This is a genomic window from Janthinobacterium sp. GW458P, from assembly GCF_002127585.1.
Classification (GTDB): Bacteria; Pseudomonadota; Gammaproteobacteria; order Burkholderiales; family Burkholderiaceae_D; genus Janthinobacterium.
The window spans coordinates 83321-98198 of the sequence record NZ_NEGZ01000008.1 but is presented as its reverse complement, the minus strand read 5'-3'; the positions used below and the strand labels follow the sequence as shown (position 1 = coordinate 98198).

The following is a 14878-nucleotide window of genomic DNA, read 5'->3' as shown; positions in this document are numbered from 1 at the left end:
CCGCACCATGAAAATCACGCTTCCGTTTCACAGCTTCATCCGCAGCCGCCCCCACCTGAGCCTGGCCACGGCCATCGGCGTGGCGGCCGGCCTGCTGCTGCCCTCGTCCTGGCAACAGATGACGCGCTTGCTGACGGCGTGGAACGTCGCCGTCTGGTTTTACCTGGCCACCATGGCCTGGATGATGATGCGCGCCAACCACCACCGGGTCAGGCTGATGGCGGCGCGCCAGGATGAACGGGCCGCCACGGTGCTGTCGGCCCTGTCCGTGGCGTCAGTGATGAGCCTGGTGGCCATCGTCTCGCAACTGTCGGCCATGAAGGACATGGCGCCGGACGAGCGCGCGCTGCATTACGGCTTGACGATCCTCACCCTGGTCGGCTCCTGGTTCCTCGTCGGCACCCTGTTCTGCTTTCACTATGCCCACCTGTATTACCAGGCCGGCGCCGGCCAGCGCCCGCTGAAGTTTCCCGACGACGAGCAAAACCCCGATTACTGGGATTTCCTGTATTTCTCGTTCACCATCGCGGTGGCCGTGCAGACGTCGGACGTGTCCGTGCAGACGCGGCCGATGCGGCAAATCGTGCTGGGACAATCCGTGCTGAGCTTTTTCTTCAACCTGGTCGTGCTGGGCCTGTCGATCAATATCGCCGCCGGCCTGATCAATGGCTGACAGGCGGGCCGACGGCAAATAATTTCTTAGTGGAAACTTGACCTGCGTGTAGGGTTAAGCTCATCTTAATCGTGCGCCCCCTCTTGAAATACTGGAAACAGGAGTAAGATAAGTTCCATGCACAGAGGTCATGTGCATGAGGCAGCAACCAGGCCGCAGCACGCCTGAGATGGGTTTTTTTTGAATTGACAGGAGTAAGCATATGCAAATCAATATTCATACCGACAGCACCATCGCCAACACCGCTGGACTGAACGAACATGTGCAATCCGTACTGGAAGCCGCACTGAGCCGCTTCCGCGACAACCTGACCCGCATCGAAGTCCACATCAGCGATACGAACGGCCCGAAAGGCGGCGCCGACGATATCCGCTGCGTCATGGAAGCACGCGTTGCCGGCTATCAACCAATCGCCGTCACGGAACAAAACGCCACCGTGCACCAGTCGATTGCCGGCGCCACCGACAAACTGAAACGCGCCATCGATAGCGCCCTGGGCCGCCTGCAAGACAGCAAGCGCCACGCCACCGGCAAGAATGCCGTGATCGATGCGGCCGAAGCGGAAGAAACCGCCGAGTAATTCCTCCACCCGCAGGATTTCCAGAGACTGAGGCAGCCGTTCAAGGCTGCCTTTGCACATCCGGGCCAGGATATTCACCTTCCCTGCGCGACAACATCCATGGCAGAACAGCAAGTGTTCCTGCGCATTGAGGCGACAATGAAATAATTGTCGTATTTCCCACAGTAAGTGACATCAAGCAAGCCTTTGCCGTTACGGCCAAGGCTGCTTTAAGCTATCATGAAGATACCGGCCCTCTGCTCGCGCGCGCCGGCTTTTTGAAAGTGTGATTGTGGAACAGATCGGCAACTTCGGTGCTTCAGGCTGCAACATCGGCGATTTACAGCTATTTCGCGATGGGGCGGACGGCCAGACGGCCGCCATCCTGGCGCCCTGTCCCGTCATGCGCCTGGAAGCGGGCGAGGCCATCAGCGACACGCACGGCGCCAGGCTGTACATCGTCCTGCGCGGCTCGCTGGCCGTGGCCGCCGACACCCATACCGGCATGGACGACGGCACCGTCAGCAAGGTCTTGCCCGGCGAAAGCGTGGGCGAACAGTCGGTGCTCGATGAAGCGAGCAATCTGGCCGCCATTTCCGCCCTGGAAGAAACAGATCTGCTGGTGATCGACGCGGCCACCGTCTGGGAATTGATCGAGCAGTCGAACGGCCTGGCGCGCAACCTGCTGCGCTTGTTGTCTTTCCGCATACGCGCCGCCAACGCCCTGCTGCGCCGCCGGCAGAAACTGGGCGAATTCTACCGCCAGCTGTCGATGGTCGACAGCCTGACGGGCCTGTACAACCGCGCCTGGCTGACCGACTTGCTGCCGAATATGATCGTCACGGCCCACGGCAGCAGCGCGCCGCTGTCGCTGGTGATGATCGACCTCGACCACTTCAAGCGCTTCAACGATACGCACGGCCACCAGGCGGGCGACCAGGCCCTGCGCATCGCGGCGCAAGTGCTGGGCGCGGCCCTGCGTCCCACGGATTTTGCCGTGCGTTACGGCGGCGAGGAATTGATGGTAATCTTGCCAGACACCAATGAAAACGTGGCCCTGCGCGTGGCCGAGCGCCTGTGCGCGCGCATGCAGCAAGCCGTCATCTTCAACGACATGCGCAGCCCGCTGCCGCACATCACGGGTTCCTTCGGCGTGGCCAGCCTGGCGGCGGCGCAGGACGACGAGGCGCTGATCGCCACGGCCGATGCGGCGCTGTACCGGGCCAAGGCCGGCGGGCGCAACCGCGTAAGCACCTGAGATTCTCAGGCGCTCCGGCGCTTCAAATAATGATGGTCAGGCAGCCTTGCTGTCGGCCGGCTTGGCGCCATCCGGCTTGGCGGCGTCATCCTTCTTGCTGCTGTGCGCGGCAACGAAATCCGCATAACCCTTCTGCACCAGCGCATACGTCTTGTCGATATTGCCGGCGATATCGCCGTTCAGCACTTTCAAGCCGCCCAGGATGTCGCGCGCTTCCTTGAAGCCTTTTTCCATGCCGCCGCTGATGGTGTCCATGAACTTGGTCAGCGCCGTATCGTCGTCCATGCCGGGATTCTGCTTCTTGTAGGCGTCAAAGAATCCCGTCGACAGCGAGACGATGCGGCTCGCCGTCGCTTCGGCGCTGTTGTCCTGCGAGGCCGCGTTCTGGATGGCGTCCTCGCCGTACTGGCCCTTCAGCGCTTCATTGATGTTGGTGATGGCCGTCTTGTACAGCAGCGCCAGCGGCTCGTTTTCCGAACCGATGGACACATTCAGCGACGCCTGCATGATGGAAGCGTTCAATTGCAGCTTGCTGCGGTCATTCACGCTCATTTCAGCGTTGACGCCGTCTTTTTGCTGGACTTTATCGTCCTTGCCGGCAACGCCGGCACTGACGGAAGTCACGGAAGGGGTGGAATTGCCGCTGGCGGCGATGGGAATTGACACGATAGGTCTCCTTGAACGGGCAATATATGCCACCATGCGGGAAACGCGATGATGACCATCCTCTCGTGTAGTATCGGCAGGTTTTCAGAAAACTGAAGCGGCGGCTTGTTTTTAGCGGCCCGGATAAACAATTAAGCAACGACCATCAATGACTAACCAGACTTTCCTTTGGCACGACTACGAAACCTTTGGCGCCCAGCCGCGCCGCGACCGCCCGGCCCAGTTCGCCGCCATCCGCACGGATGCCGAACTCAACGAGATCGGCGAACCGATCATGTTGTATTGTCAGCCTGCCAATGATTTCCTGCCCGACCCGCAATCGTGCCTGATCACGGGCATCACGCCGCAGCAGTGTCTGCAGCTGGGCGTGCCCGAGCACCAGTTCGCCGCCACCATCGAAGCGGCCTTTTCGGAGCCGGGCACCATCGGCGTGGGCTACAACACCATCCGTTTCGACGATGAAGTCACGCGTTTCCTGTTCTGGCGCAACCTGATCGATCCGTATGCGCGCGAATGGAAAAACCATTGCGGCCGCTGGGACCTCCTCGACGTGGTGCGCATGACGCACGCGCTGCGCCCGGAAGGCATACATTGGCCCAAGCGCGACGACGGCCAGACCAGTTTCAAACTGGAACACTTGAGCAAGGCCAATGGCCTCGTCCACGAAGCGGCGCATGATGCCTTGTCCGACGTGCGCGCCACCATCGCCCTGGCCCGCCTGATCCGCGAAAAGCAGCCGAAACTGTTCGAATTCTGCCTGGCCCTGCACAAGAAGGACCGGGTCGCCAGCGAAATGGGCATGCACCTGGCCGCCGGCGAGCGCCAGCCCTTCCTGCACGTGTCGGGCATGTTCCCGGCCGAACGGGGCTGCCTGGGCGTCGTCTGGCCGCTGGCCACGCACCCGGGCAATAAAAACGAAATCCTCGTCTGGGATTGCGCCTACGACCCGCGTGAACTGTTCACGCTGGACGCCGACACCATCCGCACGCGTTTGTTCACGCGCAATGACGCCATGCCGGAAGGCATGACGCGCCTGCCCGTGAAAAGCGTGCATTTGAACAAGTCGCCCATGCTGGTCGGCAATTTAAAGACCCTGTCGCCGGCCATGGCCGCGCAATGGGGCATCGATGTGGAGGCGGCGCGCGCCAACGCGCAGCTGGCGGCCGCGGCGCCGAACATGGACGCCATCTGGGCCGCAGTCTTCCAGCGTCCGGGCGCCAATGCGGCCCTGGACGTGGATGAGGATTTGTACAATGGTTTCGTCAGCAACGACGACCGCCGCCTGCTCGAATCGCTGCGCCGCGACACGCCGGCCAGGCTGGCCACGGCCCGCCCCTCGTTCGCCGACGAGCGCCTGCAGGAATTGCTGTTCCGCTACCGCGCCCGCAATTTCCCGCAAACCCTGAGCGAGGCGGAAAGCCTGCGCTGGGAACAGCACCGCGCCGCCCGATTATTCGACGGCGACGGCGGCGCCCGCACCATCGAAATGCTGTTTACGGAAATCGACGTGCTGTCGGAATCGGTCGATGAGCGGGGAGAGGAAATTCTGGGAGAGCTGTACGACTATGCGGAAATCGTCGCCCCGCAGCGCGACTAAATGCAAAATGCCGGGCTAGCCCGGCATTTTGCATGGATGAGACTTAAACAGCGCGATGTTGATTAATCGCATCGCGCGTGTCAATGGCCACGCGGCGGGCCGCGTCGGCCCAGTCTTCGCCGTCCTGCGGCGTGGCGTAGATGATGGCGCGCGAGGAGCTGATCATCATGCCCGTGCCGTTCGCCGTCTGGCCAGCGCCGACGGTGGCGGCAATATCTCCGCCCTGGGCACCGATGCCGGGCACCAGCAGCGGCATGTCGCCCACGATGGCGCGCACTTGCGCCAGTTCTTCAGGGAAAGTGGCGCCGACGACGAGCGCGCACTGGCCGTTCTTGTTCCATTTCTCGGCCACCAGGCGCGCCACGCGCTGGTACAGGGGCACGCCGTCCGTGTCGAGAAATTGCAGGTCCGAGCCGCCCGGGTTCGAGGTGCGGCACAGGATGATCACGCCGCGGTCCGTCCACGCCAGGTAGGGGTCGAGCGAATCCTCGCCCATGTAGGGGTTCACCGTGACGGCGTCGGCGCCGTAGCGCTCGAACGCCTCGCGCGCGTATTGCGTGGCCGTGGCGCCGATATCGCCCCGCTTCGCGTCGAGGATCAGGGGGATGTGCGGGTAGTTTTCGCGCACGTAGCGGCAGATGTCTTCCAGCTGCCGTTCCGCGCCCAGCGCGGCGAAATACGCGATCTGCGGCTTGAAGGCGCAGGCCAGGTCGGCCGTGGCGTCGATGATGCGCGTGCAAAAGGTGGTGATTCCATCGGGCAAGTCGCGCAGTTCGGCCGGCAGTTTCGCCAGGTCGGGGTCCAGGCCCACGCACAGCAGGGAATTATTGGCCGTCCACGCGGCGGATAATTTATTGATGAAATTCACGGCACACCCTCTATATTCAGTTGCAAACCCCGTATTGTAACGCGGCGCGGACCTGTCAAGTCAGCCGGTGGCGGCGGCCGGCGCTTATTAAACCGACATGGCGGGCCGTTTCAGGTATATTTGCCCCACCTCCTTTACTCTGCACGGAACCCATCATGCAAATCACCAAACAATTCACCAAATGGCTGCGCCTGGCGCTGAGCGTTACCGTCCTGGCCGGCATCCTGACGGGCTGCGGCTACAACGACTTCCAGAGCAAGGACGAAGCCACCAAGGCGGCCTGGGGCGAAGTGGTCAACCAGTACCAGCGCCGCGCCGACCTGATCCCCAACCTGGTCAACACCGTCAAGGGCTATGCCACGCACGAGCGCGAAACGCTGGAAGCGGTGACCAAGGCGCGCGCCGCCGCCACCAGCTTCCAGATCACGCCGGAAGTGCTGAACGACCCGGCCGCCTTCGAGAAATTCCAGCAGGTGCAAGGGCAGCTGTCGTCGGCCCTGTCGCGCCTGATGGTGGTGTCCGAGAAATACCCGGACCTGAAGGCCGATACCAGCTTCCGCGACCTGCAGTCGCAGCTGGAAGGCACGGAAAACCGCATCACCGTGGCGCGCCAGCGCTACATCGCCGCCGTGCAGGATTACAACGTGCATGCGCGCAGCTTCCCGAACAACCTGACGGCCATGGTCTTCGGCTACAAGGTCAAGCCATCGTTCACGGTGGAAAATGAAAAGTCCATCTCGACCGCGCCGACCGTCAACTTCGGCAAATAAGATGAAAGCCTGGTCTTATCTGGCGGCGCTGGCGACGGCGCTGCTGCTGTGGACGATGGCGCCGGCCGGCGCGCAGGGCTTGCAGCCCGTGCCGCCGCTGGCCGCGCGCGTGATGGACAACGCCGGCATGCTCGACGCCAGGCAGAAAGCGGCGCTGGAAGGCGTGCTGGCCGACTACGAAGCGAGGACGGGCAGCCAGATCGCCGTGCTGCTGGTCAAGACTACGGAGCCGGAAGCCATCGAGCAGTACAGCATCCGCGTGACGGATGCGTGGAAGCTGGGCCGCAAGGGCGTCGATGACGGCGTGCTGCTGATGGTGGCGAAGGACAATCCCTCGTCCTTGCGCCGCCTGCGCATCGAGGCGGGCCGCGGCGTGCAGGGCGTGCTGACGGATGCGCAATCGAAACGCATCCTGCAGGACGTCATCGCCCCCCACTTCAAGCAGAACGACTATTACGGCGGCCTGGTGGCCGGCGTGGGCGCCATTGCCACCCTGCTCAACGAGGAACAGTTCCCCGCCCCGGCGCAGAAACAGGCGCCGGCCACGGTGGACGCGGGCGGCCTGACCTTCTGGCTGCCGCTGCTGTTCTTCGGCTTTCTCGTCGTGCTGACCCTGTTCCGCTCGCGCGGCGGGCCGAACCGGCTGCAGCGCGGCAGCAACTGGTCCAGCGGCGCCACGGGCGTGGTGCTGGGCAGCATCCTGAACCAGGCGCTGAACAACCGGGGCGGCGGTGGCGGCTTCGGCGGTGGCTGTGGCGGCTTCGGCGGCGGAGGCGGCGGTGGCGGCTTCGGTGGCGGCGGCGGCGGTTTTGACGGCGGCGGCGCCTCGGGAGATTGGTAATGACGAAACAACTGACATTCGGACAGCGCTGCGGACGCGCCATAAAACATTTGCGCGGCACGCCGGCGACGGCGCGCCATGCGTTTCCGGAACGCACCCTGAAAGCCATCGAGACGGCGATTGCCGACGGCGAAGCGATGCACCAGGCGGAAGTGCGCCTGATCGTCGAAGCGGCGCTGACGCCGGGCATGGCTTACCACGGCGTGAGCAACCGCGAACGGGCGCGCGAACTGTTCGCCCGGTATGGCGTGTGGGATACGGAAGACAACGTCGGCATACTGATCTATATCAACCTGGCCGAACACCAGGTCGACATCGTGGCCGACCGCAACGTGGGCCGGCGCGTGACGCCGGAGCAATGGCAAGCCGTATGCCGCACCATGACCAAAGGGTTCAAGGATGGCAATTACCACGACAGCACCCTGGAAGCGTTGCAGCAGCTGAACACCTTGCTGCAAAGCCACTTCCCTGCCGATGGCACGCGCGGCAACCAGTTGCCGAACGAACCCATCCTCCTCTGAATCCCGGACAGGGATTAAAATCCGCCATGGCTCCGCAGCATGGCGGCGCCCCCACCCCGCCGAGGAGAACACATGAAACTGGTCAATAAAACCGCCATCGTCACGGGCGCCACGCAAGGCATCGGCCTGGCCTGCGCCAGCCGCCTGATCGCCGAGGGCGCACAGGTGATGCTGGTCGACATCAAGGAAGAAGGCGCGCAGGCGGCCGCCGCCCTCGGCCCGCAGGCGCACTTCTTTTGCGCCGACGTCAGCCAGAAGGCGGACGTGGACGCCATGCTGAAGGAAACCCTGGCCCGGTTCGGCCACATCGATATCCTCGTCAACAATGCGGGCGTCACGCATGCGGCCGATTTCCTCGACGTCTGCGAAGACGATTTCGACCGGGTCATGCGCATCAACCTGAAATCGATGTTCCTGTGCGGCCAGGCCGTGGCGCGCGAGATGGTCAAGCGCAACAGCGGCTGCATCATCAATATGTCCAGCGTGAATGCGGAGCTGGCCATTCCGAACCAGGTGCCGTACGTGGTGTCGAAAGGCGCCATCAACCAGCTGACCAAGGTCATGGCCCTGAACCTGGCCTCGCACGGCGTGCGCGTGAACGGCATCGGCCCGGGCACCATCCTGACGGAACTGGCCAGGCAGGCGGTACTGTCGAGCCCGCAGGCGCGCCACACGATTTTGTCGCGCACGCCGCTGGGCCGCTGCGGCGAGCCGGAAGAAGTAGCCGGCATCGCCGCCTTCCTGGCCAGCGACGACGCCAGCTACATGACGGGCCAGACCATCTATGTCGATGGCGGGCGCATGGCGCTCAACTACACGGTGGCCGTGCAGGATTAGCCGGGGGAATTTAAGTTATATCAAAAATCAATAATGGATATCTGAAAATACCATTAGACACATATCGTGCGACGCAGCATAATGCACCTGTCTCCACTATTCTCCTCCAAGAAAATAGTTTTAAGCCCGCTTTCACCAGCGGGCTTTTTTTTTGCTGTCGCCACTGAAACATGGTCATTCTTGCCATGCGGCCCGATTTTTTCCATCAATATGCGGGTTTCCTCAAAAATGTTGCGGCGTGTCATAGCCCCGTCATTTTCGGCCCCTATACTTGCTTCATCTGCTGTACAGGCAACCGATATGCCTGACTACAGACAGGTGTGCCGCAATGGCACACCACTCCCCTTTCATGACCGTGGCGCGCGCCGGCAAGGCGGGCGACATGGTAAGTACCGAGCACTTCTCAACTCTTGACCCTTTTCATTTGGGTTTTTGGCCCGCGCCCCCGCGGGCCTTTTTTTGCCCGCCGTATTCTGCCTTGCGTAAAAGCATGGCCGTTAGCCACGTGGAATGTTATTGTTGCCCTTTCCGCCTTTCCCGATACATCATGCCCGCACCATTTCTGGAACTCTGTTTTGCCGATCGTCATGAACGCCTGCGCTACCGCATCGCGTTGCTGCTGTACGCGCTGGTGATATTGATCGGCGACATACCTGGCGTGCGCGCCGATGTCGGCCAGTACGCGTCAGGCGGCGTGCTGCATTCGCTCGGCTATGGCGTGCTGGCCCTGATCCTGTTCAGCGGCACGCGCGGCGGCATGGCGCGCCGCGCCGTGCTGGCCGTGCTGATGGCGGCCGCCATGGGGGCGCTGGACGAGTTCATCCAGAGTTTCCTGCCCTACCGCCGCGGCGCCGTCAGCGACTGGGTGGTCGATGTCACGGCGGCCGTAGCGGTCTGCCTGCCCCTGTGTTTCCTGTGGCCGAAGATGGTCGCCGCCGCCCTCGGCAAGGCTGCGCCGCTGCCCGAAGCCTGAACGGGCGCACGGCCCGTCAGGCGCGGTCCGCTTCGCTGTCCTGCAATTCCAGCGGCAGCTGCCCCTGGCCGCGCGTACCGCGCGTGCCCACGCGCCGCATCAGGGCGCGCATTTCACGCCGGCTGCCGGCGCCCAGCGCGCGTGCCGCGTCGCGCTGCATGTCCAGCAACTGTTCCGAGCGCGCCAGCCGCACCAGGCCATGCAAGGCTTGCGCCAGCACATGGCGCGCACGGGCATCATGCGCAGTGCCGGCGATGGCCAGCACCAACTCGTCGATCAGTTTTACGGTAGGGCCAGATGACATTTTTTCTCCCGATTGAACAGTGAGGAAACGCGCGAGCGCGCGAAATGTTGATTGCCAACATCTCTTATACCAAGCGCGACAACTAGCCGCTTGATCTAGCTCAATCAGCAATGATGGCCGCCGAACATCCCCGCCCCGCCATGCTCTTACATGCAGCAATCGCTGCTATCCGCCTCACCGCGGGTGCCGATCCTGAGTGTGCGACCATGAGGAGACCAAGATGAGATCGAAAACAACCCTGCTGCTGACCGGCATGACATGCGCCTTGCTGGCGGCCTGCCATTCCTCGGACAATGCCAGCCTGGCCCGCAGCAATAGCGGCGAAACCTATGCCGCGCCGGCCGGCACGACGCCGCAAGGCAGCACGCCGGCCAGCAGCACGGCCAGCACCGCCACCGATACCGGCAACACCATGAGCCATGGCACTAGCGGCATGAACAACGACATGGGGCAATCCACCATGAACATCAGCTCGGCCACGGTGCAATCGATAGAAACCGTGCCGCGCAGCATGGAGCAAGGCAGTGCCGACATGCAGGCGGGCACGTCGGGCACCGCCGGCAGCACCTCTGGCGCGACGGGCAATATGCTCTACCGCGTTACCTTGCGCCTGGACGACGGCACGACGCGCACCTTCATGCAAAACACCCAGCCCGCCTTCCAGATCGGCGACCGGGTCAGCGTGCAGAAAGGCGTGATGCAGCGCTACTGATACGAGATACGGGCCGATGGGCCGATGTCCGCCGCTGCTACGGGCTGCCGCATGCGGCGCCCACCCGGCGCCGCCTGGGATGCCAGCCAGGCGGCAGGCTGCCCAGGCCGCTCCCGCACCAGGCGGAGCTAGGCCAGTGCCAGGGTCAGCGGCCGGCTGCGCCCCTGCACCACGGCCGAAGGCCAGGCAGGGTCGTGGGTCAGGTTGTGCAACTGGCCGCCGTCGAGCAGGAAGGTGTCTTCCACGGTGCTGCCGGGCAAGCTGGGGTGGAAGGCCAGCGCCATGCCGCGCTTGAGGATGATTTCCGTGTGCGCGCCGGCCGCCACTTCGGGCGCCAGGTAGCCATGGATGCCGCCCTGGCGGCTGGTGCGCACCGTGTCGGGCTGGCCCGCATATGCGTAGGCGCTGTCAAGCGCGTGGTACACCATGCTCAGCGCATGGCCCGTCTCGCACGCGTCGAGGGCGACCGCTTCCAGCGCCAGCATGGCGGCATCGGCATCGTCCATGACCACGGCCGCGCCATCGGCGCGATGCTGCGCCGGACCGAAGCGCCGCTGACGGCTGAGGCTGGCGCACAGGCCGAAGCGCCGCGCGCACAGGGCCAGCACGGCTTGCGCACCGAGCAGCACATGGGCTGGCGGTGCGCGGCGATACCGCTGCTGGCGTTCGACTCCGCTGACCAGCACGTGCACGGCTTGCAAGCCCCGCAGCCACAGCGCGCGCACGCAGGCGGCGGCCAGTTCCTGCTCGCTCCAGTCAGGACGGGCCTGGCGCAAGGCGTCCGCAGCCGCGCTGGCGGCCAGTTGGCCCACCTGCCGGTAACGCAGCTGTTCCGACTCCAGCAGCACCAGCCGCTCTTCGCGCAGGGCGATGGGCAGGCTGCGCTCATGCAAGCCCGGCCGGTCAGACAGGATGGGCGCGCCGCCGGCCACATGCTGCACGAAATGCTCGCGCAATTCATACAGCTGCGGCTGCATCCAGGGCGACACTTGCCACGTCCATGGCCCGCGCACCTCTTCCTCGCGCATGCGCATGGCTTCGGCCTCGTCCGTCAGGATATAGGCCGCGTCGCGCGTGACCAGCACTTCCGCACAGCCGCACTCGGCCGTCTGGCAATGGCTGTTCGACGCCCCCGCCGTGGCCCAGGCAAACCAGTCCACGCCGCGCAGGCGCACGGCGCCGGCACGCTGGTCTTCCAGCCAGCCGCGCATCTGCGCCAGCTTGTGCGCCACTTCCAGTTCCAGCGGCCAGTTCATGGCCGCTCCTTGCCCGGGACCTGGCGTGACGCCGCCCCGCCTGCCCTGCCTGGCGCCAGCCGGGCGTCCTGTCGACTATGCATAGCTGCTCCCTTCCCACATGGAAACGTATGACCCGCGCGCAAACAAAAAGTTCCGCACCCGGACTTGTCCCAGGCTTGCAGTCTATGACTTCCCTTTATTTTTTCAAGCGGCTATTTCGCCAGTTCGATCAGCACGGCCGTGTACATCTGCAAGTTCAGCAGCAGTTGCTTTTCCGTGATGAACTCGTGTTCCGAATGCCCCGTGTAGACCGTGTGCGGCATGGCCGGGCCGAAGCTGACGGCGTTCGGGAACAGGCGCGAATTGGTGCCGCCGCCGATGGCGACCGGTTGCGGATGCGCCATGCCCGTGTAGTGCGCGAAGACGGACAATAAAGTGGGAATCTGCGGCGCGTCCGTCTGCAGCCATGGCTCGCCGATCTGCACCTGCAGGGCGGCCGGCACCTGGCGCCGCGCCTTCCAGCCGTCGAAGGCGGCCGTCACCTGCTGCTGCAGCACGGCCGCCGTCTTGCCTTGCGGACGGCGCAGGTTGATATTGAGTTCCAGTTCTCCGCCTTGCTGCCTGAGCACGGTCGGCGCCACCGTCATCGGCCCCATGAAGCTGTCGCGGTAGGCGATCTGGCCGAAGCGCTCGCCGTAAATGCCGGTACCCACCAGTTCATTCAGGAACGACAGCATGTCGGCCGCCTGCGTGCCCCGCCACGGCTGCACGGCCAGGGCGTCGGCCAGCATGCTGATGGCGTTGACGCCGTCTTCCGGCTTCGACGAGTGGGCCGACACGCCCAGCGCCGTCACCGTCAAGGTCTCGCCGGCGCGCGCGTAGCTGTAGCGCATGCCCTTCTGCTGCAGCGCGCGGACGCGGATGGCCGCTTCCAGCGCGGCCGGCGCGCGTTCGATGACGGCTTGTGCGTCCTCCGGGATCTGGCTGCCGAAAAAGCCGCCCGTCAGGCTCTTCAGCACGGGGCCGCCGTCGGCCGGCATGGCCGTGCGCGGCGGCAAGGTCAGCTTGATGGAGCCATAGCCCTTCTCGGCCGTCACCACCGGGTATTCCGCATCGATGGTGATGTTCACTTGCGGCGGCGTATGGGTCTTGAGAAACTGTTTCAGCGGTTCCCAGTCCGATTCCTCGGCCATGTACACGTACAGCTCGATGCGCTTGCTCAACGGCACTTGCTTGTCCTGGATGGCTTTCATCGCGTACAGGGCCGTGGCGATGGGGCCCTTGTCGTCTTCCGTGCCCCGTCCCAGCAGTTTGCCAGGTTCGCTGGTGCGGTCCAGCTCGAACGGCGAGCGGGCCCACTTGGCGGGATTGACGGGCTGCACGTCGCCGTGCGTGATCACGCCCACCCGCTCGCTGCCCCTGCCCATGCCGACGATCAGCACGTGGCCGTGATCATGGAAGTCGAAACCGAGGCGCTGCGCCTCGGCCGCCAGGTAGCGTTTAAAACCCGTGTGCTGGGGATTCTCGGCATACGGCACGGCCGGGTCGGCCACCGTGTTGAAACTGACCATTTTCGCCAGGCTGGCGATCAGCGCTTCGGGATAGGTGGCCAGCGCGTAGCGGGCCGTCTCCTGCGCCTGCGGGCTGACGGGCGCGGCGTGAACGGAGGGCTGCAGCAGCAGGCCAAGCAGGGACAACAGCAGGGGTTTCTTGAACATGGCCGGGCGCATAAAGTAGGGAGGTCCACTCTAGCATCGCCCGCACCGATTTCCAATCAACACGAGTTTTTTACCGATCAGTACGCAAATTCCCGATTCGCATTATCATGTGCCCAGCCTGTCTTCCCCGCCACGCCGTCATGGGTGACCCTGCCAGCGTCAGGGGATAGACAAATCGTCCATTGTGATTTTCCACCACGTCCCGATATCGCTACCATGATTCCATTTTCCATACTTGACCTCGCGCCCATCGCCGAAGGCAGCAACGCCAGCCAGTCGTTCAAGAACACGCTGGACCTGGCGCAGCACGGCGAACGCTGGGGCTACAACCGCTACTGGCTGGCCGAACACCACGGCATGCCCGGCATCGCCAGCGCCGCCACGGCCGTCGTCATCGCCCATGTGGCGGCCGGCACGAACACCATCCGCGTGGGCGCGGGCGGCGTGATGCTGCCGAACCACTCGCCGCTCGTCATCGCGGAACAGTTCGGCACACTGGAAGCGCTGCACCCGGGCCGCATCGACCTGGGCCTGGGCCGCGCGCCCGGCTCCGACCAGACGACGGCGCGCGCCCTGCGCCGCGACCTGCAGTCCGACGCGGAGCAGTTTCCGCAGGACGTGCTGGAATTGATCGACTACATGTCCGACGAGCCGCGCCAGCGCGTGCTGGCCGTGCCCGGCAAGGGCGCGAAAGTGCCCGTGTGGATACTCGGGTCCAGCCTGTTCGGCGCCCAGCTGGCCGCCCACCTGGGCTTGCCGTATGCGTTCGCCTCGCACTTCGCGCCGCAAATGATGCTGCAGGCCGTGGCGTATTACCGCGAGCACTTCAAGCCGTCGAAGCAATTGGCGCAACCCTACGTGATGCTGGGCTTTAACGTGTTCGCCGCCGATACGGATGCCGAGGCGCACCTGCGCGCCACGTCGATGCAGCAGGCCTTCGTCAACCTGCGCACGGGCCGCCCGTCGCGTCTGCAGCCGCCCGTGCCCGCCTACCTGGAGCAGCTGGGCCCGCAGGAACGCGCCATGCTCGACTCCGTCCTGTCGTGCACGGCCATCGGCGCGCCGGACACGGTCAAGGCGAAAATGGCCGCCTTCATCGCCGAAACGGGCGCCGACGAACTGATGATCACCTCGCAAATCTTCGAACACCAGCACCGCCTGCGTTCGTATGAAATCACGGCGCAGGTGCATGCGGAGCTGGCGCGCGCGCAGTAACTTCACTGTCTCTCCCGGTATTTCCCCAAATACCCTTTTCCCGGCCGTCGGCAACGATCGCCGGGATTTTTTTGCCTGCTGTTTTGCCTGCTGCCTTGCCCGCCTTCCCGCCGCAAAATCGGCCCTGC

16 protein-coding genes are annotated in these 14878 nt (G+C 64.1%); 11 read left to right on the top strand and 5 right to left on the bottom strand.

Annotated elements, in window-relative coordinates; genetic code table 11:
• Positions 1–7 precede the first annotated feature (7 nt).
• The 3 genes from CBW50_RS08060 to CBW50_RS08050 all read left to right on the top strand — a co-directional run bounded on the left by CBW50_RS08060 (position 8) and on the right by CBW50_RS08050 (position 2490).
• Positions 8–673, top strand: coding sequence for a DUF1345 domain-containing protein (locus CBW50_RS08060; protein WP_086145046.1), 666 nt, complete (start codon positions 8–10; stop codon positions 671–673).
• A 202-nt stretch (positions 674–875) separates the two neighbouring features.
• Positions 876–1253, top strand: a complete 378-nt coding sequence (locus CBW50_RS08055; RefSeq protein WP_086145045.1) for an HPF/RaiA family ribosome-associated protein — start codon at positions 876–878, stop codon at positions 1251–1253.
• 271 nt (positions 1254–1524) lie between these two features.
• Positions 1525–2490, top strand: a complete 966-nt coding sequence (locus tag CBW50_RS08050) for a GGDEF domain-containing protein (RefSeq protein ID WP_086145084.1) — start codon at positions 1525–1527, stop codon at positions 2488–2490.
• A gap of 36 nt (positions 2491–2526) precedes the next feature.
• Here the strand turns inward: CBW50_RS08050 and CBW50_RS08045 are convergent, their stop codons facing one another.
• A complete protein-coding gene (locus CBW50_RS08045; protein ID WP_253251912.1) occupies positions 2527–3156 on the bottom strand; it encodes a DUF5610 domain-containing protein in 630 nt (209 codons plus the stop codon).
• Between the two features lie 148 nt (positions 3157–3304).
• Between CBW50_RS08045 and sbcB the strand changes: the two genes are divergently transcribed.
• Positions 3305–4753, top strand: coding sequence for an exodeoxyribonuclease I (gene sbcB, locus CBW50_RS08040; RefSeq protein WP_086145044.1), 1449 nt, complete (start codon positions 3305–3307; stop codon positions 4751–4753).
• A gap of 43 nt (positions 4754–4796) precedes the next feature.
• On the opposite strand, the gene pyrF is transcribed toward sbcB, so the two are convergent.
• Positions 4797–5621: an orotidine-5'-phosphate decarboxylase gene (gene pyrF / locus CBW50_RS08035; RefSeq protein ID WP_086145043.1), complete on the bottom strand. Its 825-nt coding sequence runs from the start codon at positions 5619–5621 to the stop codon at positions 4797–4799.
• 155 nt (positions 5622–5776) lie between these two features.
• Here pyrF and CBW50_RS08030 point away from each other — a divergent pair, with 155 nt between their 5' ends.
• The 5 genes from CBW50_RS08030 (at position 5777) to CBW50_RS08010 (ending at position 9563) form a co-directional block, all read left to right on the top strand.
• Positions 5777–6391 (top strand): LemA family protein, encoded by a 615-nt coding sequence (locus CBW50_RS08030; protein ID WP_226936070.1) that lies wholly within the window; start codon positions 5777–5779, stop codon positions 6389–6391.
• 1 nt (position 6392) lies between these two features.
• On the top strand, positions 6393–7232 hold the full coding sequence (locus CBW50_RS08025; protein WP_086145042.1) for a YgcG family protein: 840 nt from the start codon (positions 6393–6395) through the stop codon (positions 7230–7232).
• Complete coding sequence (locus CBW50_RS08020) at positions 7232–7753, top strand: TPM domain-containing protein (RefSeq protein WP_086145041.1); 522 nt, start codon at positions 7232–7234, stop codon at positions 7751–7753. The genes CBW50_RS08025 and CBW50_RS08020 overlap by 1 nt, the downstream gene beginning before the upstream one ends.
• Positions 7754–7825: 72 nt before the next feature.
• On the top strand, positions 7826–8590 hold the full coding sequence (locus CBW50_RS08015; RefSeq protein ID WP_086145040.1) for an SDR family NAD(P)-dependent oxidoreductase: 765 nt from the start codon (positions 7826–7828) through the stop codon (positions 8588–8590).
• Between the two features lie 547 nt (positions 8591–9137).
• Positions 9138–9563 (top strand): VanZ family protein, encoded by a 426-nt coding sequence (locus CBW50_RS08010; RefSeq protein WP_086145039.1) that lies wholly within the window; start codon positions 9138–9140, stop codon positions 9561–9563.
• Positions 9564–9579: 16 nt separating this feature from the next.
• Here CBW50_RS08010 and CBW50_RS08005 read toward each other — a convergent pair whose 3' ends face one another.
• On the bottom strand, positions 9580–9867 hold the full coding sequence (locus CBW50_RS08005; RefSeq protein WP_139842443.1) for a hypothetical protein: 288 nt from the start codon (positions 9865–9867) through the stop codon (positions 9580–9582).
• 220 nt (positions 9868–10087) lie between these two features.
• On the opposite strand from CBW50_RS08005, the gene CBW50_RS08000 reads away from it, so the two are divergent.
• On the top strand, positions 10088–10579 hold the full coding sequence (locus CBW50_RS08000) for a hypothetical protein (protein ID WP_086145037.1): 492 nt from the start codon (positions 10088–10090) through the stop codon (positions 10577–10579).
• A 128-nt stretch (positions 10580–10707) separates the two neighbouring features.
• On the opposite strand, the gene CBW50_RS07995 is transcribed toward CBW50_RS08000, so the two are convergent.
• Together CBW50_RS07995 and CBW50_RS07990 are read right to left on the bottom strand one after the other, a co-directional pair.
• Entirely contained in the window at positions 10708–11835 is a 1128-nt protein-coding gene (locus tag CBW50_RS07995) for a M24 family metallopeptidase (RefSeq protein WP_086145036.1), read from the bottom strand.
• Between the two features lie 194 nt (positions 11836–12029).
• Positions 12030–13535: a dipeptidase gene (locus CBW50_RS07990; RefSeq protein ID WP_086145035.1), complete on the bottom strand. Its 1506-nt coding sequence runs from the start codon at positions 13533–13535 to the stop codon at positions 12030–12032.
• A gap of 216 nt (positions 13536–13751) precedes the next feature.
• On the opposite strand from CBW50_RS07990, the gene CBW50_RS07985 reads away from it, so the two are divergent.
• A complete protein-coding gene (locus CBW50_RS07985; protein WP_086145034.1) occupies positions 13752–14750 on the top strand; it encodes an LLM class flavin-dependent oxidoreductase in 999 nt (332 codons plus the stop codon).
• Positions 14751–14878 lie beyond the last annotated feature (128 nt).

Bases quoted from the DNA above. Each gene is read 5' to 3' on its own strand.
- CBW50_RS08060 (WP_086145046.1), top strand. From the start codon at position 8: ATGAAAATCACGCTTCCGTTTCACAGCTTCATCCGCAGCCGCCCCCAC.
- CBW50_RS08055 (WP_086145045.1), top strand. From the start codon at position 876: ATGCAAATCAATATTCATACCGACAGCACCATCGCCAACACCGCTGGA.
- sbcB (WP_086145044.1), top strand. From the start codon at position 3,305: ATGACTAACCAGACTTTCCTTTGGCACGACTACGAAACCTTTGGCGCC.
- CBW50_RS08030 (WP_226936070.1), top strand. From the start codon at position 5,777: ATGCAAATCACCAAACAATTCACCAAATGGCTGCGCCTGGCGCTGAGC.
- CBW50_RS08025 (WP_086145042.1), top strand. From the start codon at position 6,393: ATGAAAGCCTGGTCTTATCTGGCGGCGCTGGCGACGGCGCTGCTGCTG.
- CBW50_RS08020 (WP_086145041.1), top strand. From the start codon at position 7,232: ATGACGAAACAACTGACATTCGGACAGCGCTGCGGACGCGCCATAAAA.
- CBW50_RS08015 (WP_086145040.1), top strand. From the start codon at position 7,826: ATGAAACTGGTCAATAAAACCGCCATCGTCACGGGCGCCACGCAAGGC.
- CBW50_RS08010 (WP_086145039.1), top strand. From the start codon at position 9,138: ATGCCCGCACCATTTCTGGAACTCTGTTTTGCCGATCGTCATGAACGC.
- CBW50_RS08005 (WP_139842443.1), bottom strand. From the start codon at position 9,867: ATGTCATCTGGCCCTACCGTAAAACTGATCGACGAGTTGGTGCTGGCC.
- CBW50_RS08000 (WP_086145037.1), top strand. From the start codon at position 10,088: ATGAGATCGAAAACAACCCTGCTGCTGACCGGCATGACATGCGCCTTG.
- CBW50_RS07995 (WP_086145036.1), bottom strand. From the start codon at position 11,835: ATGAACTGGCCGCTGGAACTGGAAGTGGCGCACAAGCTGGCGCAGATG.
- CBW50_RS07990 (WP_086145035.1), bottom strand. From the start codon at position 13,535: ATGTTCAAGAAACCCCTGCTGTTGTCCCTGCTTGGCCTGCTGCTGCAG.
- CBW50_RS07985 (WP_086145034.1), top strand. From the start codon at position 13,752: ATGATTCCATTTTCCATACTTGACCTCGCGCCCATCGCCGAAGGCAGC.